At 48.2% G+C, this 17376-nt stretch carries 14 protein-coding genes, 1 tRNA gene and 1 riboswitch; of the genes, 12 read left to right on the top strand and 3 right to left on the bottom strand.

What is annotated here, in order from left to right; genetic code table 11:
• Positions 1 to 61: 61 nt before the first annotated feature.
• Positions 62 to 133: transfer RNA gene (locus DXA57_RS14670), tRNA-Cys, on the top strand.
• Between the two features lie 138 nt (positions 134 to 271).
• On the opposite strand, the gene DXA57_RS14665 is transcribed toward DXA57_RS14670, so the two are convergent.
• Positions 272 to 1615, bottom strand: coding sequence for an MATE family efflux transporter (locus DXA57_RS14665; protein ID WP_117768026.1), 1344 nt, complete (start codon positions 1613 to 1615; stop codon positions 272 to 274).
• 265 nt (positions 1616 to 1880) lie between these two features.
• On the opposite strand from DXA57_RS14665, the gene DXA57_RS14660 reads away from it, so the two are divergent.
• The 9 genes from DXA57_RS14660 to DXA57_RS14620 all read left to right on the top strand — a co-directional run bounded on the left by DXA57_RS14660 (position 1881) and on the right by DXA57_RS14620 (position 12761).
• Positions 1881 to 3008 (top strand): aldo/keto reductase, encoded by a 1128-nt coding sequence (locus DXA57_RS14660; RefSeq protein WP_117768025.1) that lies wholly within the window; start codon positions 1881 to 1883, stop codon positions 3006 to 3008.
• Between the two features lie 127 nt (positions 3009 to 3135).
• The gene (locus DXA57_RS14655) at positions 3136 to 4083 is read left to right on the top strand and encodes a radical SAM protein (protein WP_117768024.1); all 948 of its coding nucleotides are present in this window, start codon (positions 3136 to 3138) and stop codon (positions 4081 to 4083) included.
• Between the two features lie 197 nt (positions 4084 to 4280).
• Positions 4281 to 5816 carry a Mur ligase family protein gene (locus DXA57_RS14650; RefSeq protein ID WP_117768023.1) on the top strand — a complete coding sequence of 512 codons (1536 nt, stop codon included), beginning with the start codon at positions 4281 to 4283 and terminating at the stop codon, positions 5814 to 5816.
• 377 nt (positions 5817 to 6193) lie between these two features.
• Positions 6194 to 6805 carry a Maf family protein gene (locus DXA57_RS14645; RefSeq protein WP_117768022.1) on the top strand — a complete coding sequence of 204 codons (612 nt, stop codon included), beginning with the start codon at positions 6194 to 6196 and terminating at the stop codon, positions 6803 to 6805.
• Positions 6806 to 6820: 15 nt separating this feature from the next.
• Positions 6821 to 7480 (top strand): winged helix-turn-helix domain-containing protein, encoded by a 660-nt coding sequence (locus DXA57_RS14640; RefSeq protein ID WP_117768021.1) that lies wholly within the window; start codon positions 6821 to 6823, stop codon positions 7478 to 7480.
• Between the two features lies 1 nt (position 7481).
• On the top strand, positions 7482 to 8876 hold the full coding sequence (locus DXA57_RS14635; RefSeq protein ID WP_117768020.1) for a sensor histidine kinase: 1395 nt from the start codon (positions 7482 to 7484) through the stop codon (positions 8874 to 8876).
• Positions 8877 to 10577 (top strand): DUF6034 family protein, encoded by a 1701-nt coding sequence (locus DXA57_RS14630; RefSeq protein WP_117768019.1) that lies wholly within the window; start codon positions 8877 to 8879, stop codon positions 10575 to 10577.
• A 17-nt stretch (positions 10578 to 10594) separates the two neighbouring features.
• Positions 10595 to 11095 (top strand): shikimate kinase, encoded by a 501-nt coding sequence (locus DXA57_RS14625; protein WP_117768018.1) that lies wholly within the window; start codon positions 10595 to 10597, stop codon positions 11093 to 11095.
• 373 nt (positions 11096 to 11468) lie between these two features.
• Positions 11469 to 12761, top strand: coding sequence for a UDP-N-acetylglucosamine 1-carboxyvinyltransferase (locus DXA57_RS14620; RefSeq protein ID WP_117768017.1), 1293 nt, complete (start codon positions 11469 to 11471; stop codon positions 12759 to 12761).
• 47 nt (positions 12762 to 12808) lie between these two features.
• On the opposite strand, the gene DXA57_RS14615 is transcribed toward DXA57_RS14620, so the two are convergent.
• Both DXA57_RS14615 and pduB read right to left on the bottom strand, forming a co-directional pair.
• On the bottom strand, positions 12809 to 13795 hold the full coding sequence (locus tag DXA57_RS14615; protein WP_117768016.1) for an FAD:protein FMN transferase: 987 nt from the start codon (positions 13793 to 13795) through the stop codon (positions 12809 to 12811).
• 75 nt (positions 13796 to 13870) lie between these two features.
• Positions 13871 to 14584, bottom strand: coding sequence for a microcompartment protein PduB (gene pduB, locus DXA57_RS14610; protein ID WP_117768015.1), 714 nt, complete (start codon positions 14582 to 14584; stop codon positions 13871 to 13873).
• Positions 14585 to 14857: 273 nt separating this feature from the next.
• Here pduB and DXA57_RS14605 point away from each other — a divergent pair, with 273 nt between their 5' ends.
• Both DXA57_RS14605 and metK read left to right on the top strand, forming a co-directional pair.
• Entirely contained in the window at positions 14858 to 15712 is an 855-nt protein-coding gene (locus tag DXA57_RS14605) for a YitT family protein (RefSeq protein ID WP_117768014.1), read from the top strand.
• A 93-nt stretch (positions 15713 to 15805) separates the two neighbouring features.
• Positions 15806 to 15904: riboswitch (SAM riboswitch) on the top strand.
• A gap of 126 nt (positions 15905 to 16030) precedes the next feature.
• Positions 16031 to 17218, top strand: coding sequence for a methionine adenosyltransferase (gene metK, locus DXA57_RS14600; protein ID WP_117768013.1), 1188 nt, complete (start codon positions 16031 to 16033; stop codon positions 17216 to 17218).
• Positions 17219 to 17376 lie beyond the last annotated feature (158 nt).

Here is a 17376-nt window from a genome sequence, read left to right as displayed (position 1 = left end):
ATGGCAGAGCATTCGGCTGTTAACCGAAGGGTTGTTGGTTCGAGCCCAACTCGGGGAGTATGGCGCAGTAGCCAAGCGGTAAGGCAATGGTCTGCAACACCAGTACGCACCGGTTCAAATCCGGTCTGCGCCTCTGGAAAGCTCTTGATGAATCAGGAGCTTTTTTATTGCAGAAAATCAGAGAATACAAAGAAGCAGGAAATGATGAGATCCATGTGATCTGTTATTTCCTGCTTTTTGTTTTTACAGGAGTTATTGAGCAAGAAGCTGCTCAAAGCCTTTCTTTTGCAGGCATTTTCCGGACACTCCGTACGATGGCGATGACCATAAGAAGAGTAGTGAGAAGCTCTGCCACCGGAAAGGCCAGCCAGACACCTGTCATACCAAAAAGGGCAGCCAGGATAACGGCACAGAGGCTGATCGCCACAAAACCACGCAGTACGGAAGTGAGAAAGGCCCAGGCGGCGCTTTCTGTGGCACTTAAGAAACCGGTACCGATGATGTTAAAGCCGGCGAAGAGAAAGCCCGTGAAATAGAGTCGGACACCGAAGACGGCATAGGATGCCATCTCCGCATTGTTTTCACTGTTGAAGGCGGCAACGATCTGTTCCGGAGCCAGGTTGGTGAAAAGAATGATCAGAACCGCTGCAGTAATACCGGTGATCATGGAAAGGCGCAGGATCTTCCGGACCGATCTCCCGTCGTTTCTTCCGTAATAATCACTGAGGAGCGGCTGGGAACCCTGGGAGATACCGTTAAAGACTGCGGTACCTACGATCGCTACATTGGCAACCACACCATAGGCAGCAATACCGGTATTTCCGGCAAGACCAAGGATCAGAAAATTAAAGACCATGGTGGTCACGCCGGAAGAAATCTCGCCCATAAAGGCTGCAACGCCAAGCTGACAGGCCCGTCCCAGACGTCTCAGAGAGGGATACTGCCGCTGAAGATGAACGGAACTTTTTCCGGAAAAAAGATGGATGCTGCAGATGGAGATCCCGACAATGGGAGAAAAGGCGGTGGCAAGAGCCGCACCGGCCATTCCCATTTTCAGAGGGAACATCAGGACATAATCCATGATGATATTGAAAATACTGCTGGAAAAGGTTGCCGCCATCGCAAGAGAGGGGTTACCGTCATTGCGGACAAAGGCATTACAGATATAGTTCATCATGAAAAACGGAGCAAAAAGCAAAAAGATCCGTGTATAGGGAATCCCGATGGCAACGATCTCATCGGTTCCGCCAAGAAGTCTGACGATCGCCCCGGGAACAAAAAGACCGGCCAGGGAAAAGAGCAGACCGAAAATAAAGGCAAAAAGGATGGAGTTGGTAAAATAGAAACCGGCTTCCTTGTCGCCTCTCGCCTGGTAGATCTTGAAACGGGTGGCAGAGCCGACACCGATCATGGAGCCGATGGCAAAGATCAGGCTGTAGAGAGGCAGGACCAGGTTCAAGGCCGTAATGCCGTCTGCACCCTCCGCCAGGGAAATAAAAAAAGTATCTGCCAGTACATAGGCGGACACACCGATCATGCCCAGAATGTTCTGGGAAACGTATTTTGCAAAAAGGGCTCCGGCGGATTCCTTTTTGGCAGATGAAGCTGAAGTCATAAAAATCCTCCTTCTGGTAAAGTTTAAGATTTCCGCTCCGGCAGCCAGCAATCCATACGGGTAGGGCTTTCTGGTTATCTGTCACGGAATACATGAAACATACGGCCGGAAAAGCGACAGATGACACAATGTGCCCAGTGTATCATGAAGAAGAAGGGAATGCAAGACAGAAGCGCTTATATTTCCGCTTTGCTTGCAAATGGCAGAAAAACTGCTATACTGTTAAGTACAGAGAAAGTCTGATCAAGTGTATGGAGGTAGAAAAATGAAGTACAGCAAGTTTGAAAAACTGGGAATTTCTACGTCACTTTTAGGTTTTGGATGCATGCGTTTTCCGCAGACACCGGATGGAAAGATCGATGAGGTGGAAGCAGAGAAAATGCTGGATACAGCCATCCAGGCAGGCGTTACCTATATTGATACAGCTTACCCGTATCATAATGGCGACAGCGAGCCTTTTGTCGGCCGGGTGCTGAAAAAGTATGACAGAGATTCTTTCTATCTGGCAACCAAGCTGCCGATCTGGGAACTGAAGAAAAAAGAAGATGTAAAGAGGATTTTTGATGATCAGCTGGAGCGTCTGGGTGTGGATCATGTGGATTTTTATCTTCTGCATTCTCTGGATAAAGAAAGATGGCAGACAGTAAAAGATCTGGATATCCTTCCCTTTGTAGAGGCTATGCGGGAGGAAGGAAAGATCCGCTATATCGGTTTCTCCTTCCACGACGATTATGAAGTATTTGAAGAGATCCTGACAAGCCGTCCATGGGATTTCTGCCAGATCCAGTATAACTACATAGACCGTGACATCCAGGCAGGTGATAAGGGGTATGCACTGGCTGAGAAGCTGGGTGTTCCAATGGTGATCATGGAGCCGGTCAAAGGTGGTTCTCTGGCAGCACTTCCGGAGGAAGTGGAAGCTCCGCTCAAGGCACTGCGTCCGGATGCGAGCACCTCTTCCTGGGCACTGCGCTGGGTGGCTTCTCATCCCAATGTCCATGTGGTATTGAGCGGTATGTCTACCATGGAGCAGGTAGAAGATAACTTAAAGACCTTTGGAAACTTTGAACCGTTAAATGAGAAAGAGGAAAAGGCCGTAGAGGAAACGGCAGCAGCCATCAAGGCACGGACCAAGAATGGCTGTACCGGCTGTGCTTATTGTATGCCTTGTCCGCACGGTGTCAATATTCCGAAGAACTTCCGGATCTGGAATGATTTCTCCATGTATGGAAACAAAGAGATCACCAGACAGAATTATTTCCAGTATCTGCCGGAGAGTGAGCGGGCTGATAAATGTAAGTCCTGCGGAAAATGTGAGAAGGTCTGTCCTCAGAGCCTTTCCATTCGTGAAAACCTCAAACAGGTAGCAGAAGAGATGGATGCATTGAAATAAAGCGAAAAGCGGCTGCGGAAACGCAGTCGTTTTTGCGATCAGACAAAAAGAACTGGACATATCTCACAATTACGTTATAATAAATGCAAACCAAGGAATCGGTAAAAGGCGAAAGAGGGTGTTTTGTATGAAAAAAGAGATTTTTGACTTTTATTCGTATCTGAGAATTTCAGGAACCCAGGCGGCGGCAAGACGTCGGGAAGCCGAAAAAGCCGGGATTCATGTGCCGGTATTTTTGCAGGCGGATATTTCTGCGCGCTGCAATCTGTCCTGTCCGGGTTGTGAGAATGGCTGCGTTCGTACAAAACATCAGGAAGAACTTCTGGAGCTGGAGCAATGGGATGGATTATTCCGGGAAGCCGAACAGCTGGGAGTACGGGTTATTTTTCTTACCGGCGGAGAACCTCTGATGGAAAGGGAAATCCTGGAACGGGCTTCCAGATATCAGAATTGTTGGTTTCTGGTTTTTACCAAGGGAACACTTTTAAATGAGAAGTATAATCAGTTTTTCAGTGACCATCGGAATCTGGTCCCGATGCTCTGTCTGGATGCCTGCTCGAATATCAATCTGGTAAAAGGTGGAAAGAGCTCCTATCTTTATGAGAATCTGATGTATGCCATGGACGCCTTAAGCCGCAGGGATATTGTGTATGGAACCAGTGTTACACTGACATCAGAAAACAGACACCGTGTTCTGACCAGAGGTTTTCTGGACGGGCTGAACCGCAGAAAATGTAATGGTGTTCTTTACCTGATTAAGGATGAGGCAGAAGAAAACACCGCCGGTACGGAAAATCTGTTCTGGGATGGAAGTCTGCTTCTGAATGAAGAAGAAAAAGAAGAAGTAAAGAGGACCTTAAAGGAGCTTTGGGAAGATTATCATGATATGGTACTCTATACCCTGTCCAGAAGCGGCAGATTTTTTGGAAGGCCTTTTGAAAAATCAGAGGTTTACCGGATATCAGCTGACGGAAATGTCTTTAATTGTCCGGCGGGACTTGAAAAGCTGGGCAATTTAAAAGAGAAAAACCTTCGTTCGATCCTGCAGAAACAGACAGTTCCTGTGGATCAGTGAAGAAGAGCACTCAAGGTGTTTACATTTTGATTACAAAACCTTGTATACTTTTGTGATCCACAGCAGTATAATTTTGTTAGGCTTTACGGCAGCAGTTCGTTTATGTCAGAGCTGCTGTCTTTTTTATTGGCTTTTGATACGCAGCAGCGAAGATAGGAATCTGTTACGGGGAAAATGAACGAGGGGCAGGATAAAAAATGAAACATTTAAAGGAATATCTGGGGAAAATGAAGGCAGCCGGTCTGGTGGCGGCTTTTTGTATAGACGGACAGGAGGAAATGGAAGTACAGGGGCTTACCTTTGATTCCAAGGCAGCGGTGCCAGGTGGGATCTTTGTATGTAAGGGAAAAAATTTCCGTGTGGAGTATCTGAAGGAAGCACTGCAGCGGGGCTGTCTCTGCTATGTGAGTGAAAAGCATTACGAGCTCTCTGAGGGTGCTTCCTGGATCCAGGTAAGGGACATCCGGAAGGCCATGCCTGTGCTGGCGGCTGTTTTTTATGAAACGGAGCAGCAGCCGGTCCATCTGACCGGTATTACAGGAACCAAGGGGAAAACCACGACTGCTTATTATATCAAGGCGATCCTGGATGTCTGGGAGAGGAAACAGCAGAAAGAGGAGACGGGGATCCTTTCTTCGGTGGATATTTATGACGGGAAGGAGCAGGAGCCGGCGAAAATGACCACACCGGAGGCCATTGAGATCCACCGTCACATACGGAATGCTGCGGATGCAGGAATCCGGTATCTGACGATGGAGGTTTCCAGTCAGGCACTGAAATATAAAAGAGTCCGGGGACTGAAATTTGACGTAGGTGTTTTTCTCAATATTTCCGAGGATCATATCAGTCCCTGTGAGCATGAGAATTTTGAGGATTATTTTACTTCAAAGCTTTCTCTGTTTAAACAGACGAGAGTGGCCTGTGTGAATCTGGACAGTGCGGAGAAGGAACGGATCCTTTCTGCCTCCCGGATCGCAGAACGTGTAGTGACGTTTGGTACGACGGGAGCACCGGATATCTGGGGACATGACATCGAGATGCATAACGGAAAGATTTCTTTCCGGGTACGCTGTGACCGGTTCCATGAAAAGTTCCATCTCCGGATGCATGGTCTTTTTAATGTGGAAAATGCGCTTGCAGCCATTGCGGCAGCCTATGCCTACGGAGTGGATGTGGAGAGCATGAAAGAAGCGCTTGCCAGTGTTCAGGTGAAGGGACGGATGGAAGAGTTTGAGAGCAAGGACCGGAATCTGGTGGCCATCGTGGATTACGCACACAACCGTCTGAGTTTTGAGAAGCTTTATGATTCGGTATACAAGGAATATCCGGGTTATGAGATCTATACGGTTTTTGGCTGTCCGGGGGACAAGGCATTGAACCGCCGGAGGGATCTGGGGCTGGTCTCCGGTCTTTTTTCAAACAGGGTCTATCTGACCACGGATGATCCGGGTACGGAATCTGTAAGCAGGATCTCCGAGGAGACCGGTCATTATGTGGAAATGGCAGGTTGTCCCTGCGAGTGTATCGAGGACAGAGCCCTGGCGATCCATCGGGCGATCCAGGATGCGGGAGAGAAAAAGACGGTGGTTCTGGTTCTCGGAAAAGGAAGCGAGGGACGGCAGCGTTTTGGCAATCTGACGTATGACTGTCCGACAGATTCCGAGATGGTCCGTAAAAGCATGAATAATTTTGACCGTCAGACCATACGCCAGAAGGTGTCCAGAAGATCGTAAAAAGAATAAGAGGTTCCGGCTGTTGGAGTGAAAGATTCCGGCAGCCGGATTTTTGTATGAACGCAGATAAGCATTCCCCCGCTTCAAGTGCGCGGAGCACTAAGCGGCGGGTGAGGGGGGGATGCTTATGTCAGTGGGAGTTGAAAGCTCTCACTGACAGATCGCGAAGCGACTGCGTTCATGAGCAAGTAGCGAAGCGGATTGCGAATGTCCGCTTTACGGAAGACAGAATCAGTATGTCCGCAGCAGTAAGACAAACATCTGTCTTGTGAAAAAAAGCGCAGCATGATAAAATGATGTAGACCTTGCGAAGCTTCGTATGGACGGAGAAAAGTCGCAGGAAAATTTTGACAGAAAGAAAATGGAGTGTTTGAAATATGGAAAAGATCATACTGGCTTCTTCTTCTCCGAGAAGACGGGAGCTTATGGCTCAGGCCGGCTTTGCTTTTGAAGTTCTGGTAAGTGAGGCCGATGAGACGATAGAAACGGAAACACCAGGCGAGATGGTGGAAGTATTATCAGAGAGAAAAGCAGCAGCTGTGGCAGAAGAGATAAAGAGACAGGGCTTTGCAGAGGAATCGGTCCTCCTTGTTGGAGCAGATACCATGGTGGCCATCGATGGGAAGAAGCTTGGAAAGCCGAAAGATGAAAAGGGAGCGGAAGAGATGCTGGAGGAACTTTCCGGCAGAACGCATCAGGTGTATACAGGAGTAACGCTGATCCGGCTGAGAAAAGCAGAAAATGGCAGTATTTTGCAGGAAAGCAGAACGTTTTCCGAAGGGACGGACGTTTCATTTTATCCTCTGACAAAGGAAGAGATCCGGTCATACATAGCTACCGGTGAACCCATGGACAAGGCGGGGGCTTACGGGATCCAGGGAAAGGCGGCAGTTTTTGTAAAAGAGATAAAGGGAGACTATAACAATGTTGTGGGACTTCCCATTGCACGGCTTTATCAGGAACTGAAAAACTGGAGTGGAGCAAAATAGAAAAGAGGGAATGTTTTGAAAAACAGGATTTTAGTCGTAGAGGATGACACTGCCATTTCCGAGCTGATCTGCATGAATCTGACAGTGGCGGGCTATGATACGGAGGCACTTTTTGATGGAAAGGAAGTGGAAGCGCTTCTGAAAACAGACCGGGAGTTTGATCTGGCTCTTCTGGATGTGATGCTTCCCGGAAAAGACGGCTTTGAACTGATGGAGCTTATGAAGGAAGCGAAGATCCCGGTGATTTATCTTACGGCAAAGAGCGATGTAGGATCCAAGATCAAAGGTCTCCGCTCCGGTGCGGAGGATTATATTGTAAAACCCTTTGAGGTGCTGGAGCTTCTTGTACGGGTGGAAAAAGTACTGGAGCGGACCGGACGGCAGATCAGCCGGATCACGGTCGGAACGGTGGAGATCAATCTGAACGAGCATCAGGTGACCAGGGACGGACAGGAGGTGAGCCTGAAACCGCTGGAATACGATCTTCTGGTGCTTCTGGCGAAAAATAAAAACATGGCCTTTACCAGAGAGCAGCTTTTAAATCAGGTGTGGGGCAGCGATTATCTTGGGGAGACCAGAACGGTGGATGTCCATATCGGTCAGCTCAGAAAGAAACTGGAACTTTTTGATGTGATCAAGACGATTCCGAAGATCGGATACCGTCTGGAGGATTAAAATGAAGTTATGGAAGAAAATTTCCCTTCTGACGGCCGTTGTGCTTTTTCTGGCCATGGGGATTTTCGGAGGCGGTATGCTTTATGAAACCTGGAAATACAATCTGAACCAGACTGTGAGCAGCTACCAGCAGCAGATAAAGGTCAATGCCTATGTGATCGCGCAGGAGATCAACAACAACCCGCTTTCCAGGTTCAGTGAGGTGACAAGAAAATCATTTCTGAACTATACCGTGCAGAAATACGGCGGAACAGACTATATCCTGCTGAAAAACGGAAAAGAAGTGGTGAATCTGACCGGATATATGCTGGTAAGCGGGGAAGAAAAGCGATTTTCCGGGAGCGACCCGGAATATGTGCTCCAGAAGACGGAGAACCGTCACCTTCTTGTCATGGGACAGGTCCTGAAAACAGAAAAAAAGGGAAATCTGAAGTTTCAGCTGATCCTGGTAAAAGATATTTCCGGTATTTATGAGGAAATGGCAAAACAGATGTGGCTTTTTATCCTGGTCTATCTGGTGGTGATCTTTTTTGCCGTGGATATTGTATTCTGGCTGGTACGGATGGTTTTAAAACCGCTGACCGAACTGGAAAATACGGCTGGTGCCATCAGCCGGGGCGACTGGCAGCGGCGCTGCCGGGTGCGCAGGAATGATGAGATCGGAAAGGTGAGCGTGGCCTTTAACCGGATGGCAGATAAAATGGAAGAGCAGATGGAGGAACTGGAAACCGTTTCGGAACACCGCCGTCAGCTTCTGGGAAGCCTGACGCATGAACTGAAGACGCCGATGACTTCTATCATCGGTTATTCCGATACGCTGCTTCATGTGAAGATCTCTGAAGAACAGCAAAAAAAAGCACTGGAACATATCAATTCCGAGTGCCGCAGGCTGGAACGCCTTTCCGGAAAGATGATGACACTCATTGGTCTTTATGATGAGGACCGGATCCATAAGGAACCGTATCCGGTGGAAAAGCTGATCCAGGAGGTGGCTGACCTGGAGCGGTACCATATGCAGGATTCCGGGATGGAACTTCAGATCTATTCCGAAAGCTGGGAATACCGTATGGATGTGGATCTGATGGAAAGCCTCCTGGTGAATCTTCTGGATAATGCCATCAAGGCATCCGAAGAAGGCTCTGTCATTGAACTTCACGGGGAGAAAGGCTGCATCTGGGTCCAGGATCACGGAAAAGGGATCCCGAAAGAAGAAATACCGAAGATCACAGAAGCTTTTTATATGGTAGATAAATCCAGGAGCCGGAAGGCAGGGGGCATCGGTATGGGACTGGCGCTCTGCCAGAAGATCGCCGAGATCCACGGGGCGAGGCTTTTGATAGAGAGTACGGTAGGAGTAGGAACCAGGATCTGTGTGATATTTCAGGAGGAGAACTAAATGAGAAAAGGAAGAATGTTTTTGACGGGTCTTCTTATGGGGAGTCTCCTGCTGAGTGGCTGCAGCCGGAATTCCGCACTCCAGGTGGTGGTTCCGAAAAAGGAGCAGGACAGTGTGCTTTTAAGCCAGGGAGATGAGACGAGCGTACAGGAACAGGTGCAGGCACCGGTACGGTATCTCTGTGATACGGATTTCAGCAATTTCCGCCTGGTAGCCAATGCCAGAGTCATTGTGCCCGATGTAGAAGGGATCCGTATGAAAAAAATCAGGAGCCGGGTGTTTTCAACGGAGGATCTGCAGCATTTTCAGAACACATTTTTAAAAGACAGTACGCTCTATGAGCTGAAGCAGGAAACGTATGAGGAAGAAGGCTATGACGAAACAGAAATAGAAGTTCCGGAGAACAGCAGTGTCGAACAGAATGCTGAGCAGGCAAAACTGCAGAAAAAAGAAGTGGAACTTACCATGGAAACCGCAGAAGACCGTCAGGCCGACTTCACGGAAGCGCAAAAGGAAGAAAGGAAAAGCTCCTGTGAGGAGCTTTATTCCGGGCAGACGCAGATGGTGGAGCCGGAAGTACCGGATGGATATGAAGTCTGTAAAACTCTTTTTCTGGATTTTATAGATGGAAAGAAAACCTTCTATTTTAACAGCACAGAGGATTTTTCAACCCTGAAAGAGCTGTTTCGTGCAGCAGTGGAGAAGGAAACAGACTGGAAAGAACAGGCGAAGATAGCGGGACTTTCCATGGTCTGTGAGGAGCTTTCTGCAAGCATCAGGAATTATCTGACTCTGGAAAAAAAAGAATTACAGGAGCTTGGCGGACAGAAGGAGTTTTATGGCATGGCTGCGGAAGAAGACGGCATGTATTCTTACAATCTGCAGAACTATATGGATGAGGGAAATCCGATCGCTTTTCGTCTGGATTCTGCGTATGGCGATATTTTTTCCATGCAGGACCGGCAAAAGCTGCTTATGGAGAGTGATGAATTTTTGTCAGGGACCAGATTTCATGAATACAACCTGGCAGAGGTGGATCTTCAGAAGCAGGGAAAAGAGCTGATGAAAGCGCTTGGACTGAACCAGACGGAACTCTGGGAAGTCCAGGATGAAACGGTTTTCTGGTGGAATTATCTGGATGAGACCTGCCAGCAGTCCGAAGCAGAGCCGGCGAAGCAGTTTTCTTACTGTAGAATGGTGGATGGTGTTCCGGTGATCCGGCTTTCCGATCAGGCATACTGTGAGATCCAGGAGGACGGCCTGATGAAGTGGCCGGAAGAGGAGATCCGTGCAGTCTATGGGAAAGATGGTCTTCTTTCCTTTTCCTGGATGGCGCCGGTGGAAATCGAGGACTGGCAGGATGATTATGTGTTCCTTTTGCCTTTTTCAGAAATTTCTCAGATTTTCGAGGAAATGCTGGAAGGCAGTCTTACCATAGAAACCGGGCTCCTGGCAGGAGAACTGAATATCTCTGAGGTCCGGCTTGGCTATGTCCGTGTCATCAGTAAGGAACTTCTGCAGGAGGATACCAATGTCACGACGGAGAACGGGCAGGATGTGTATACAGGCGTTCTGGTGCCGGCCTGGAGCTTTATCGGGACTGCCACCGGAGCGATAGCGGAGGCTTATGGTGTAAATGAAGGGACAAGGATCAGCTATATGACCATCAATGCCACCGATGGAAGTATCATCGGAAACTAAATCAGGAGGAGATCTTTATGAAAAATGTCGTTCTTATTGGAATGCCGGGATCCGGCAAAAGTACCGTTGGTGTAGTTCTGGCAAAGGTGCTCGGGTACCGTTTTATTGATTCGGATCTGGTAATCCAGGAGGCAGAAGGAAAACTTTTACATGAGATTATTTCAGAAAAAGGAATCGATGGCTTTCTGGCGGTAGAAAATAAGATCAACAGCGAATTGGAGCCGGAACATAGTGTGATCGCCACCGGCGGCAGCGTTGTCTATGGAAAAGAAGCAATGGAGCATTTAAGCAGGATCGGAACGGTCGTCTATCTGAAGCTTCCTTATGCCAGTCTGGTCCGGCGTCTTGGAAACTTAAAGGACAGAGGAGTGGTGCTGAAGGAAGGGCAGACCCTGAAAAGCCTTTATGAAGAGCGTACCCCGCTTTATGAAAAATATGCGCATCTGACAGTGGATGAAGAAAAAGCAGGAATCCGGGAAACGGTGGAACTGGTGGTACAGGCCTTGAAAGAGGTGTGATATCTGATTATTTAAAAACTTAACAGATTTCTTGATAAGACAAACAATAAGTATAATATGCCTATAAAATTGCGGGCTGGTCGTTTCAAAACAGGAAGATATGCACAAAAAGCGGCTCAAAAATTTAAGAAAATATTATGATTTCAAGCGAAAATCAACGAAATCTTAATTTTTGTTTACAAACAGGGTGAAAAAGACTATAATAAGCATTAGTTTCAATGCGTAAGCAGAGATAAGGGTGCCACCGAAGATGAGAAGAGGAGTCCTGAAAACACAGGAAGAAGCTTTCTTTACATGCGGTGGCTTTTATCGGTAAATGGCAGGGAGGATCTGCCTGACTCTGAATAGTATAAAGAATATTTGAGGTGTCTTTATGGATCAATATATAATTAAAGGTGGCAACCCGTTGGTTGGTGAAGTGGAGATCGGTGGTGCGAAAAATGCAGCACTGGGTATCCTGGCAGCAGCGATCATGACAGATGAGACAGTTGTGATCGATAATCTTCCGGATGTTCAGGACATCAACGTATTACTGGAAGCTATCGCCGGAATCGGTGCGAAAGTGGAAAGGCTGGATCGTCACAAAGTTGCGATCAACGGTTCTCTGATCGGTGATTGCAGTGTTGATTATGAGTATATCAAAAAGATCAGAGCTTCCTATTATCTTCTGGGAGCCCTGCTTGGAAAGTACAAAAGAGCAGAAGTTCCCCTTCCAGGCGGCTGCAACATCGGAAGCCGTCCCATCGACCTTCATCTGAAGGGCTTTAAGTCTCTGGGGGCTGAGGTGGAGATCCGCCACGGAGCCATTGTTGCCAAGGCAGAACGGCTGAGAGGAAGCCATATTTTCCTGGATACCGTATCGGTAGGAGCGACCATTAACATCATGATGGCAGCTTCTATGGCAGAGGGGTATACCATCATTGAGAACTCTGCGCGTGAGCCGCATGTGGTTGATGTGGCAAACTTCCTGAACAGCATGGGAGCGAACATTAAGGGTGCAGGTACCGATGTGATCCGTATCCGTGGTGTGGAGAAGCTTCACCGCACGGAATATTCCATCATTCCGGATCAGATCGAGGCAGGAACATTCATGTTTGCGGCAGCAGCTACCAAGGGTGACATTATGGTGAAAAATGTGATCCCGAAGCATCTGGAAGCGACAACCGCGAAGCTGGAAGAGATCGGCTGCGAGGTGGAAGAGTTTGATGATGCGGTTCGCGTGGTTGCATCCAAGCGTCTCAGAAATACCCATGTGAAGACGCAGCCGTATCCCGGCTATCCGACAGACATGCAGCCGCAGATCGGCGTGACACTGGCACTTGCTGCAGGAACCAGTATTGTAACAGAGAGTATCTTTGAAAACCGTTTCAAATATATTGATGAGCTTACCCGCATGGGAGCCAATGTGAAGGTGGAAGGAAACAGTGCCATCATCACTGGTGTGGAGAAATTTACCGGAGCCCGTGTCAGCGCACCGGATCTCAGAGCAGGAGCAGCTCTTGTGATCGCAGGACTGGCAGCAGAAGGAATCACGGTTGTCGATGATATTGTTTATATTCAGAGAGGATATGAGTGCTTCGAAGAGAAGCTGAGAAGCCTCGGAGCTGAGATCGAGAGAGTTTCTTCCGAGAAAGAGATTCAGAAATTTAAATTAAGAGTTGGATGAAAAAAGAGGAGCTTTACCGCCGGGTGCGGCAGAAGCTCCTTTTTTTGTTATGAAAAATTTTTTGATGGATGGATCGAAAGATCCTCCCGTACCATGAAACCTTCCACGTCGGGGAGGCGGTTCAAAAGCTCCAGGCCTTTTTCTTCCCCCAGGGCGAAAACGGTGGTGCTTAAGGCATCTCCGGTGAGTGAACTGTCAGAACGGATGGTGACAGCGGTGAGACCGTTGTCATAGGGATAACCGGTCCTGGGATTTAAAATATGATGATAGAGATGACCGTCTTTACGGAAAAAACGTTCATAAGTGCCGGAGGAGACCAGAGACTGGTCGCGGATGGGACAGATGGTGAGAGTTTCCGTAGTTTCTCCGAAGGGCTTCTGTACCCCGATCCGGAAATCCGTTCCGTCCGGTCTGGAACCGAGGCAGAGTACGTTTCCGCCAAGATTGATGAGCGCGTGCCGGACGCCTTCTTTTTTCAGATAATCCTTAATACGGTCGGCAATATACCCTTTGGCGATGGCGCCAAGATCCAGTCCCATCCCCGGTGTATCGAAGGTGACTGTCTGACCGTCTACATGGACTTTGCGGTAATCTACAAGGGCTATGGCTGCGTCAAGCTCCTTCTGTCCAGGAATCCGGCCGCTTCCGGAGGTAAAATCCCAGAGGGAAGAAACGGGCTCAATGGAGATATCAAAAGCGCCGTCAGAAAGCTCGCCGTAGGAAAGTCCTGTCCGGATGAGGTCTGCAGTCTCGGAAGAGACCTCTGAAATCTCGCCGTGATTCAGCCGGTAGATCTCGCTTTCCGGAAGTGTACGGCTGAAAAGCTTCTCATAATGGTCACAGAGCTGCATGGCTCCGGCCAGAAGCTCTGTCCGGTCTGTGCCATAAAGAGTTACCGTGACCAGAGTATTGAGATGGATCTCCTGCACAGAGATCGGAGTCTGTTTTGCATTTTGTATGGAAAAATAAAGGCCTCCTCCGGCCAGAAGCAGGAGAAGGAATATAAGAAAGAGAGAACGCTGTATTTTTTTCATAAAAATTCCTCATAACCGATCGGGGCAAAAGAGCTTTTGCCGTCATCATCTCAGATAGAAAAGCAGGAACAGAAATCACAGATAAGGGGTTCCCGGGATCTCAGGATAGCTGCCCATGGCGATGAGAAGCTCCAGACCGATCTGACGGGCAGAAAGGACCGCTTCTTTTGCGGCATCTGCACTGCCGGAAAGGGCCAGGATCACTTCATTGGAATGACTGGTGCCAAGACTGGGGGTCATGTAACGGGCGATCCGGACATCAGCCGCCTTCAGTGCCGTATCGGCCATGACAAGACCAATGGCGGCAGGAGAGCCGGCCATAAAGCCGAAAGCCTGTCCGCGTTTCGCCTGAAAAGCTTTTTCCAGAACCCTTCCGGCACTGGCTGAATAGGCAAATTCCAGGTGGCCGGCTTCACTGATATAAAGCTCTCCGGCATATTTATTGGTAAGCTCCAGAGCGATCCGGATGGCATCCCGCACATCGGAGACACTGTCTCCTCCAATGACCATGTAGTTTCCGTGTCCGCCCCAGCCCTTGGTGTCTCTTGGAAAATCAATGGAGAGGATTTCTGTTCCGGTCGATTTTACCGCTTCATCCATGGCGGTAAGCTGGCCGGCTGCACCGGTACGGGAACTGAAAAGACCCAGGGCATGATACCGGGTTCCGATATCCATGGTTTGCAAAAGAGTATCGTCCACACCGGCAATACATAAACCAATGGTATCCAGTACCGCTGTACCGACAAATTCTGTTCTTTTACAGTTCATACTGATCTCATGGACATCCATGGTTTTCCTCCTTGTTGTAAATCAGCGGATTTCGAATGCTTGGCGGGTCCCAGGTTCAAAAGCCTTATCATGCAAGCATGAACGGCTTTTTGACCCTAGCATCATCATTTTATGATTTCAGTATACGGGATGTGCACGGAAAAAGCAACCGGGAAAGCACTTTAATAAGGTAGAACAATACTGCAAAAACGCAAAAACGCGTTATTGCAGTCGTTTGCAAAGGTCTGAAAAATAACATATAATCGGGAGTAACGAAAAAAAGGAGAGAAAAAAATGAACCGAATGTTGATGAAAAAGCTCTTCATGATCCTTCTGGGAAATTTTATCCTGGCCTTTGGTGTAAACTGCTTTATGCTGCCAAACGGGATCATTATGGGCGGAGCCACTGGTATCGGACTGACCATTCATAAATTTACAGGGATCAGTCTGAGTTATGCGGTCTGGGTGTTAAACTGTATCTTGTTTTTTCTGGGCCTGTTTTTTATGGGAAAGGCTTTTGCCATGTCCATTATTCTGAGCACTTTTTTCTATCCTTTATGTCTGAATATACTGGAGCGGGTCCCCGGGCTTATGCATCTGACAGACAATCTTCTGCTGGCTGACATCTACGGAGGTGTTTTTATCGGGCTTGGGATCGGTCTTGTGGTACGTCAGGGTGCCTCTACAGGAGGGCTGGATATCCCGCCGCTGATCCTTCAGAAAAAATTCGGGATCCCGGTTGGCATTACTCTTTATATCTGCGATTTCAGTGTACTGATTATGCAGGCCTTCTTTTCCACCAGTGATCAGGTACTCTATGGAATCCTGAATGTATTTCTTTCCTCCATGATGGTCAATTATGTGACGGTAATGGGGGCACGGAAGGTACAGCTTCTTGTCATCTCTGATAAATATGAAGAGATCCGGAAAGAACTGTTGCTGGATATGGATCTTGGCGTGACGCTCGTTCATGTGGAGACCGGATATCTGCGCAAAGAGCAGATGGCAGTCCTCTGCGTGACCACAGCACGGAAGCTTTACGGGGCGAATCTGGCGATCCAGAGCATCGATCCCAGAGCATTTATCAGCATTTCGAACATCAGTGAAGTCCGTGGACGGGGATTTACTCTCGACCGGAAATATAAATGAACAGTCACCGTAAATATTTCTTGACTGCCGGTCAGAAATGGTGTATGGTAATAGACGCAAGAGACAAAACAACTGAAGAAACCTTTATATTTTCTCTTATTCAGAGTGATGGAGATACATAGGATCTGTGAAGTCACGGCAACCCCTCGAAGGAAGGTGCCAACCTGAGCGAGTAATATCGAACAATAAGAGGATTAACCTGTCATAGATGAGGTGGTCCGCTTATGCGGACCATTTTTTTGCTGTAGAAGTTCATGATAGAAGCAAAAACAGGACAGAAGAGAAAATATAAACAAACATTTTTCCAAGGAGGTTAAGATGGAAAAAAGATTATTTACATCCGAGTCCGTAACTGAAGGACATCCGGATAAAATGTGCGATGCTATTTCCGATGCGATCCTGGATGCTCTTCTGGAGCAGGATCCCATGAGCCGTGTAGCCTGCGAGACTGCAACCACTACCGGTCTGGTTCTGGTAATGGGTGAGATCACCACCAAAGCTTATGTTGATATTCAGAAGATCGTTCGTGATACCGTTCGCGAGATCGGTTATACCAGAGGAAAATACGGTTTTGATGCAGATACCTGTGGTGTGATCACTGCCATTGATGAGCAGTCCGCGGATATCGCTATGGGCGTTGATAAGGCGCTGGAAGCAAAAGAGAATCGGATGAGCGACGAAGAGATCGAAGCCATCGGTGCAGGCGACCAGGGTATGATGTTTGGTTATGCAACGAATGAGACAGAGGAGTATATGCCGTACCCCATTATGCTGGCTCATAAACTGACCCGTCAGCTGACCAAGGTCCGGAAAGACGGAACTCTGAGCTACCTCCGTCCGGATGGAAAGAGCCAGGTTACCGTAGAGTACGATGAGAATGACAAAGCGGTCCGTCTGGATGCAGTGGTACTTTCCACACAGCATGACCCGGATGTGACACAGGAGCAGATCCACGAGGACATCAGAAAATATGTCTTTGATCCGATCCTTCCCAAAGAGATGGTGGATGAGAATACAAAATTCTATATCAATCCGACCGGTCGTTTCGTGATCGGCGGACCGCACGGTGACAGCGGACTGACCGGAAGAAAGATCATCGTAGACACCTACGGCGGATATGCCCGTCACGGCGGCGGCGCTTTCTCCGGAAAAGACTGCACCAAGGTTGACCGTTCCGCAGCTTACGCAGCCCGTTATGTGGCAAAGAACATCGTTGCCGCAGGCCTGGCTGACAAGTGTGAGATTCAGCTGTCTTATGCCATCGGAGTTGCCCGTCCGACTTCCATCATGGTAGACACCTTTGGTACCGGTAAACTTTCCGACGAGCGTCTCACCGACATCGTTCGTGAGAACTTTGATCTGCGTCCGGCCGGAATCATCAAGATGCTTGATCTTCGCCGTCCGATCTATCATCAGACTGCAGCATATGGTCACTTTGGCCGTCATGATCTGGACCTGCCCTGGGAGAAACTGGACAAGGTTGATGATCTGAAAAAATATCTGTAAGACAAAAGAATGATCGCCCTCTCTGTTTTTGCTAAAAAGTGGAACAGAGGGGGCTTTGTTTTATAAAAATTTCATAATTCATCCTTTTTGTTTAGGTGAAATACAGGCAGAGGTATGCTAAAATGAACAAAGAGAATAGCAGACTGGAAAGGGGCAGA

Origin of the sequence: Blautia sp. OF03-15BH, assembly GCF_003463065.1 — a bacterium.
GTDB lineage: Bacteria > Bacillota > Clostridia > Lachnospirales > Lachnospiraceae > Limivivens.
The sequence above is the reverse complement of the archived record's forward strand: the minus strand, read 5'-3'. Positions and strand labels throughout refer to the sequence as shown.